This window comes from Streptacidiphilus pinicola, from assembly GCF_003258295.1.
GTDB classification, from domain to species: Bacteria; Actinomycetota; Actinomycetes; order Streptomycetales; family Streptomycetaceae; genus Streptacidiphilus; species Streptacidiphilus pinicola.
Map to the genome: position 1 here is coordinate 1 of NZ_QKYN01000229.1, position 6554 is coordinate 6554.

The following is a 6554-nucleotide window of genomic DNA, read 5'->3' on the forward strand; positions in this document are numbered from 1 at the left end:
CGCGGTGCCGTTGCCCACGGCGGACCGGCCCACCGGCAAGGGGGGCGATGCCACCGGCCGGAGCGAGCTGGGCGCGCCCTCCCTGGTCTTATCCTTGGACCACCGGGAGCGGGTGGTGGGCGGCACAGGTTCAGGGGAGGGCTCGTGAGGGGCTCCGTCGACGGGCTCGGCTCCTCCGCGCCGCTTTCGGAGATGCTTCCGGCGGTCTTCGCGGAGGACGACCTGGCCCCGCGTTTCGTCGCCGGCCTGGACGAGGTGCTGGTCCAGGGGGGTGGGGCGGGGCAGCGCGAGGGTGACGTGCAGGCGGGGACGGCGCTCGCCCGGCACGGGGCCGAGCGGGCGGGCGTCCCAGGCCACGCCGCCGCTCTCGGTGATCTCCGGTTCGACGCCGAAGGCGAGGCGCACCGCCTCGGCAAGGCCGCGGCGGGTGCCGCGGATCCGGTGGAGGCGCGCCGCCGCGGCGACCGCCGCGCGCAGCAGCGTCTCCTCCTCGGTGCCGTCCACCTCGGCGCCGACCCAGTCGGCGAGCCAGCGGACGAAGTCGGCCGGGGCCAGCGCGGGGCTGAAGTACGAGTCCAGGCAGTCCAGGACGTTGTGCAGCGGGGCCAGCACCTCGTCCAGGCCGGCGACGAAACGCTGGGCCAGGTCGTCCTCGGCGAAGACCGCCGGAAGCATCTCCGAAAGCGGCGCGGAGGAGCCGAGCCCGTCGACGGAGCCCCTCACGAGCCCTCCCCTGAACCTGTGCCGCCCACAACCCGCACCCGGTGGTCGAAGGAGAAGACCAGGGAGGGCGCGTCGAGGTCGATCCGGTCGGTGGCATCGCCGCGCTTGCCGGTGAGCGGGTCGGCCGGGTGCAACAGCACCTGGTCGACGAGCTCGACGCCGGGCACCCGCTGCAGCACGGCGAAGATCTCGCCGGACTGCACCGGTCGGCCGAAGGGCCAGCCGGTCCCCAACGCGCCGCCGACCAGCGGGTCGAGGTGGCGGTAGAGCGCGTCGTGGACCTGCCGCCGGACCCGGTCGGTGTCGGCGCCGCGGAAGGCGTGCAGCGTGGCGACGACGGTGACGCCCTGGTAGAACGGCGGGCCGACGGCGAGCCGGGTACCGATCAGCCGCCGCTCGTCGAGGTAGCCGGTGATGCGTTCCAACAGCGCGTCGCCCGGGACGAGTTGCTCGAAGCGGAGGCGGCCGCCGGGATCCGGCACCGCCTGCGGGACGACCAGGACCCGCACCGCGTGGGCGCCGTGCTGGTCGGGCTCGCCCTCCAGGCAGGTGATCCGGGCGGTCTCCGGCGCGGCGCGCCTCGCCAACTCCTCGTAGTCGCGCAGGGTGACGGCGCGGTCCTGAGCGCGCAGCGTGATCGGAGCGCGGGACTTGGCCTCCTCGACGGTCTCGCCGTCGACGCCGCCGCCGGCGGCCTCGCGGTTCACCACCTCCGCCACGTAGGGAACACTGCTGCGCAGCACCTGGATGGTGCCGCGGGCGACATTGCCCGCGCGGCCCCCGCCGGTGCGGTACTGCCGCGCCCGGATGGCCGCGCCCTTGGGCGGCACCGCGCCGTACTGGCGCAGGCTGCCGTCGCTCTCGCGCACGGCCGGGCCGAAGGCGATCTCGCCGGTGGCGGCGTCGAGGGTGAAGTGCCGGTCCTCGGGGCCGGAGGCTGCGAAGTGGGCGACGGCTTCCCAGTCGGCCCAGCCGTCCTCGCCGCCGACCTGGAGGCGCAGCGGCGGGACGTCGCCGACGACCGGCGCGTGGGCGAGCCGCAGCCGCTGGCCGGGCAGCCCGGTGGACTCGCCCAGCAGTTCGTCGCGGACCGTCTCGGCGTGGACGGCGCCGGTGGTGCCGCCGATGGTGAACGCCTCGGCGCGGCGCACGGTGGGCGAGGTGGTGTAGAAGGGCTGGTCGGGGTGGGGCTCGGTGACCCGGCAGCGTAGCCAGCCGGCCTCGCGCCGCCCGGTGCGGGAGACGACGTGCCCGCCGGGGACGTGCAGCACGACCTCGCCGGGGCGGTTGAGACCGCCGGTGCCGTCGCGGTCGACCTCGCACTCGGCCCAACCGTCCTCGGTCCAGGCCTCCCAGACCAGCGGGGGCTGCCGGGGGTCCACGCCGACGCCGTCGACCCGGCTGTCCAGGGTGAGCGCCACCGCACAGTGCGGCACGGCGGCGCTGAGCCCGATCAGCATGCTGTCGCCGGGGCGCGGGGCCTCGGCGAAGCACATCACGTCCTTCTCCTCGGCCAGGTCCGAGGTGCGGTCGACGGTCGGCTCACCGTTCCGCTGCACCACCAGGAACGCCAACCTGGAGGGGACGACCGTGAGTTCGCGCTCGGTGGCGAAGACCACCGCCTCCTCGGTCTCGGTGCGCGCGGTCGCGGCCTCGGTACCCACCGGCAGCCGGACCGGCTCGTCCAACGGCGCGGAGAGCCAGAAGGTGACCTGGGCCCGCGCGGCGGACGGCGGGAACAGCGTGATGCCGATGAGGTCGAGGAAAGCCAGGTGGTTCTTCTCCGGCACACGGTTGAGCCGGTAGACGATCTGGTCCGCCATGTGGGCGACCGTCTCCACCAGCGTGACGCCCGGGTCGGACACGTTGTGGTCGGTCCACTCGGGGGCACGCTGCTGGATGTAGCGCTTGGCGTCGTCGACGAACTGCTGGAAGCGGCGGTCGTCGAGGTTGGGCGAGGGCAGTGCCATCAGCGGTCGCTTTCGGTGGACGGTCGTCGCGTCGGTCGATGGTCCGGGGAGTCCCCGGCCAGGTCGTCGTGGTCGGGGATGACGTAGAAGGGGAAGACGAGGCTGCGCGGGTTGTTGGTGCCGCGGATCGAGTAGCGGACGTCGATGTAGAGCACCGCCTGGTCGTCGCCGGCGGTCACCTCGACGTCCTCGACGTCGATGCGCGGCTCCCAGCGGTCGAGGCTGACCAGGACCTCGTGCTGGATCCGGCCCGCGGTGGCCTCGTTGACGGGGGCGAAGACCATGTCGTGGATGGCGCAGCCGAATTCGGGCCGCATCGGCCGCTCCCCGGGCGCGGTGGCCAGGACCAGCCGCATGGCCTCCTCGATCTCGCGCTCCCCGCTGACGAGGGCGATGCCGCCGGTGGGACTGATCCGCATCGGGAACGCCCAGCCGCTGCCGACGAACTGTTCTGCCATCAGCTCACCTCTGCCATCAGACCACCGGCAATCCGTTGGCGGTGACCACGCCGACCATGGCGACGTTGACCCCGGCGATGTCCACGTTCAGCGGCGAGGTGAGCGCGAGGGATCCCTCACCGGCGAGCACCGCCGCGCCGATCGCGTTCAGCTCCAGCGCGCCGAGGGCGTTCACGGCCACCGCCGTGCCCCGGACGCTGACCGCGCCCATCGACTCGATGCTGACGACACCGCCGGCCTTGACCGAGAGGTCCGCGCCGGCCTCCAGCGACAGGCTGGCGCCCGCCTTGACGGAGACCGAGGTGCCGCCCTTGATGCTGACGCCGCCCGCGCTGTCCACGGTGATCTCGGTCTCGGTGCGGTCCAGATTGATGGTCAGCCGGTCGTCGCCGGTCCGCAGCCGCACGCCCCGCTTGGTGCCGAGGCGCTGGTCGAGCAGGTCGAGGCGGTTGCCGCTGCGGTCGGCGAGGGTGTGCCGCACGCTCTTGCCGCTGGTGCCGTCGTACGGCTGGACGTCGCCCCGGCCGGGCTGGTCCTTGCCGTTGTAGAGGCCGCCGATGACGTAGGGGTGGTCCAACGCGCCACGGTCGAAGGCGACCAGCACCTCGTCGTCCACGTCGAAGCCGATCAGGCCGCCGCCGCCGGTGCCGCCGAACTGCATGCTGCGGGTCCAGTCGCTGACGTAGGTGTCGTCCAGCCAGGGGAAGCGCAGCTTGACCCGGCCCTGCTTGAGCGGGTCCTTGATGTCCGTCACCACGGCGTTGGCGACGCCCGGCAGCCGGGGCGAACCCCCGCCGCCACCGGAGGCGAGGCCGTAGAGGGACCGCCACTGCCGTCCGCTGACGGTCAGTTGGACCTCGTAGTGGCGGCCGTCGCCGAAGCTGTGCCGGGCGCCGGTCACGGTGTACTTGCCCTCGAAGGGCTCACCCACGGCGGCCAGCGCGACGGGGGTGCCGGGCCGCAGCTTCGGGTTGCCTCGGACGGTCACCTCCAACTCGGCGAAGGAGGCGGTGATGTCGTCCGCCAGGGACGACGCGGCGTTGTGCACCTCGGTCTGGGTGTCGTAGGGAACGTCCGTCTCGACGCGCGTGGCCTCGCCGAAGGCGGAGACGGCGGCGGCCGGGGTGACGCCGATGGCGATGGCCGGGTTGTCCACCGCGGGTTCCCGGGAGACCAGGGTCTTCTTGGCCGTCACGTCCCAGCCCCGGGCGACGGCCTCGCTGACCTGGTCGGCGGAGGTGACGGCGGCCCGGCAGCGCAGGATGTCCTTGAACGCCTTCAGCACCAGCGGGTCGGTGTCGGCGCTCACCGGCGGCGCCCCCGCGGCTGACTCGCGCTTGACGAACTGGAAGGTCCCGCGCGGGCTGAGGGACATCACCATGTCGTTCTCGTCCGCGAGGCGGCCGAGGAAGTCCCAGTCGGTGATGTTGGGCTGAGTGACGAAGTCGTAGACGGTGGTGGTGGCATGGATGCTGCCGACCGGCACGCCGTCCTTCGCGCACAGCCGCCGCGCGATGTCGGAGGCGGTCATGTTGCGGTAGGCCTGCACCCGGTGCTGCCGCAGCATCCGGTGGCCGAGGTCGTAGCCGCGTACCACGGTGAAGCTGCCGGTGTTGTCGTAGTCGCTCTCCAGGGCGGTGATCTCCCCGGTGAGCAGCGGCGACTGGGCGCCCTTGCCGTCCGAGACCGGAGCCAGCACCACCTTGCTGCCGAGCTTGGCGCCGGTGTCGCGCAGCACCAGCCGCTCGTGGTCGCGGAAGGTCAGCTCGAACGCGCCGGGCACGCCCGCGGCGAAGTCGATCCAGCCGCCGACCAGGTGGCGGGCGACGGCGTCGGTCAGCTTCGTGCCGCCGATCTCGACGTGGAGGATGTTGGAGTAGCTGAACTCGGGCATCAGCGACCGACCTCTTCGGCGGCGGGCAGCATCAGGGCTGCGCCGGGCCGCAGTTGGGCGGGGTCGTCGATCCCGTTGGCCTCCGCGATGGCCCGCCAGGCGGTCGCGTCGCCGTACTCGCGCCACGCCAGGGACTGGAGCGAATCGCCCGCGACGACCCGATGCACGCGTCGGGCGGTGAGCGCACCGGAGGTGGGGTTCTGTCCCGCGGTCTGGCCCGGCACCTCGCGCAGTTGGACGTGGCAGGTGGCGCGGATCGGCACGCCCGTGGTGCTGAACAGGGTGTACGTCGCGTCCACCGAGGTCACGTAGGCGTTGAACCGCGCGGTGGAGAAGGCCCCCCACTGGAAGATCACCCACGGCGTGGACGGCTTGTTGGCCGCGATGCTGGACGCGGTCGTCTCGCAGCAGGAGAAGAGCGACTCGACGTTCTTGCGCACCTCGTTGCTGTCCGGGGTCTGCGAACGGTCCAGGAAGATCTCCACCGACAGCTCGCGCGGGTCCGGCCCCATGTACTCCGGGACCGGGCCGTCGTGATGACCCGGCGTGGTGGTCGACTTCCAGGTGGCCCGGCGGCTGATCTGCAGCTGGGAGGGGTTGAAGTCGAAGCTGAAGGTGCTGATCAGCCCGCCCGGCGAAGTCCCGCCGCCGAGCGGCGGCTCGTGGATCGCGATCGTCGCGCGGACCAGGCTCTTGCCGGCCCCGCCGCTGCCCGCCATCTACGCCGCCCCCGCATCCGTGAACCCGTGGTGCGTGATCTCCAGCGTCTCGGTGGCCACCGCCGGGCTCTCCGGATTCAGCGACGGCCCACGCCAGTTGACCGGCAGCACGTCGATCAGACCCCAGCGGGCGACCAACGAGCCGTCCGCGCGGAGGGCGGCGATCTGCGCCGTGGGCCGGTGGATGCCGGTGGTGACCGAGCTGATCCAGGCCGCGACCTTGGACGTGTCGGGCGTCAGCGGGCGGGTGAGGGTGATGTTGGAGAACGTCACGCGGGAGGGCAGCTGCCAGACGAAGCCGTTGTTGCCGCCCTCCTGGTGCTGGTGGATCTCCACGGAGGAGGACAGGCCCTCACAGGTGTTGAAGGTGCCCAGGCTCTCACCGTCGATGGTCAGGTGGAAGAAGATGGTGGAGCCGGGGTCCAGTTCCTGGGGCATCGAGCGGCCTTCCTGCGGGCGGATCGGGTGGTGCGGGGTCTGAGTCGGCCGGTCGGGTCCGGTCAGCGTCGGTTGTCAGCGTCGGTTGTCGCGGAGCCTGCCGACGCGCTCGCGGTCGAACCGGAGCTCCATGCGCAGCAGGCGTGCCAGCGGGCCGATCAGACGGTGGGTCAGCTCGTCGAGCTGGCCTTCCTGAAGCATCCGGGCGTCGAAGGCTTCGGTGATCTTCTCGGGGTCGTACCGGGTGTTCGGGGGCGGCGCGGTGCTGCCGCCGACCGGCGCGCTGTAGCGGGTGGTACCCGTCTGGGCGGGGGCCGTGACGGGAGTGACCCGTGGCTCGGCGGGGCGGGGC

General features: G+C 72.6%; 5 protein-coding genes and 3 pseudogenes. 1 reads left to right on the forward strand and 7 read right to left on the reverse strand.

All coding sequences use genetic code 11. From position 1 onward, the window contains the following. Nucleotides 1-144 precede the first annotated feature (144 nt). Nucleotides 145-261 (forward strand): annotated as a pseudogene (locus DN069_RS42210) (phage tail protein); the annotation flags it as partial. Here DN069_RS42210 and DN069_RS38000 read toward each other — a convergent pair. The 7 genes and pseudogenes from DN069_RS38000 to DN069_RS38030 form a co-directional block, all read right to left on the reverse strand. Continuing rightward, a pseudogene (locus tag DN069_RS38000) lies at nucleotides 244-723 on the reverse strand (phage tail protein); the annotation flags it as partial. The pseudogenes DN069_RS42210 and DN069_RS38000 overlap by 18 nt on opposite strands. After that, entirely contained in the window at nucleotides 720-2693 is a 1974-nt protein-coding gene (locus DN069_RS38005; RefSeq protein WP_111507811.1) for a putative baseplate assembly protein, read from the reverse strand. The pseudogene DN069_RS38000 and the gene DN069_RS38005, both read right to left, overlap by 4 nt. Then, nucleotides 2693-3151, reverse strand: a complete 459-nt coding sequence (locus DN069_RS38010) for a GPW/gp25 family protein (protein ID WP_111507812.1) — start codon at nucleotides 3149-3151, stop codon at nucleotides 2693-2695. The genes DN069_RS38005 and DN069_RS38010 overlap by 1 nt, the downstream gene beginning before the upstream one ends. Before the next feature lie 16 nt (nucleotides 3152-3167). Next, on the reverse strand, nucleotides 3168-5045 hold the full coding sequence (locus DN069_RS38015) for a VgrG-related protein (protein ID WP_111507813.1): 1878 nt from the start codon (nucleotides 5043-5045) through the stop codon (nucleotides 3168-3170). Then, nucleotides 5045-5764 (reverse strand): CIS tube protein, encoded by a 720-nt coding sequence (locus tag DN069_RS38020; RefSeq protein WP_111507814.1) that lies wholly within the window; start codon nucleotides 5762-5764, stop codon nucleotides 5045-5047. The genes DN069_RS38015 and DN069_RS38020 overlap by 1 nt, the downstream gene beginning before the upstream one ends. Next, nucleotides 5765-6202, reverse strand: coding sequence for a phage tail protein (locus tag DN069_RS38025; RefSeq protein WP_111507815.1), 438 nt, complete (start codon nucleotides 6200-6202; stop codon nucleotides 5765-5767). A 75-nt stretch (nucleotides 6203-6277) separates the two neighbouring features. Then, nucleotides 6278-6554, reverse strand: a pseudogene (locus DN069_RS38030) (hypothetical protein); the annotation flags it as partial.

Coding starts and splice junctions, on each gene's coding strand:
- DN069_RS38005 (WP_111507811.1), bottom strand. CDS start 2,693: ATGGCACTGCCCTCGCCCAACCTCGACGACCGCCGCTTCCAGCAGTTC.
- DN069_RS38010 (WP_111507812.1), bottom strand. CDS start 3,151: ATGGCAGAACAGTTCGTCGGCAGCGGCTGGGCGTTCCCGATGCGGATC.
- DN069_RS38015 (WP_111507813.1), bottom strand. CDS start 5,045: ATGCCCGAGTTCAGCTACTCCAACATCCTCCACGTCGAGATCGGCGGC.
- DN069_RS38020 (WP_111507814.1), bottom strand. CDS start 5,764: ATGGCGGGCAGCGGCGGGGCCGGCAAGAGCCTGGTCCGCGCGACGATC.
- DN069_RS38025 (WP_111507815.1), bottom strand. CDS start 6,202: ATGCCCCAGGAACTGGACCCCGGCTCCACCATCTTCTTCCACCTGACC.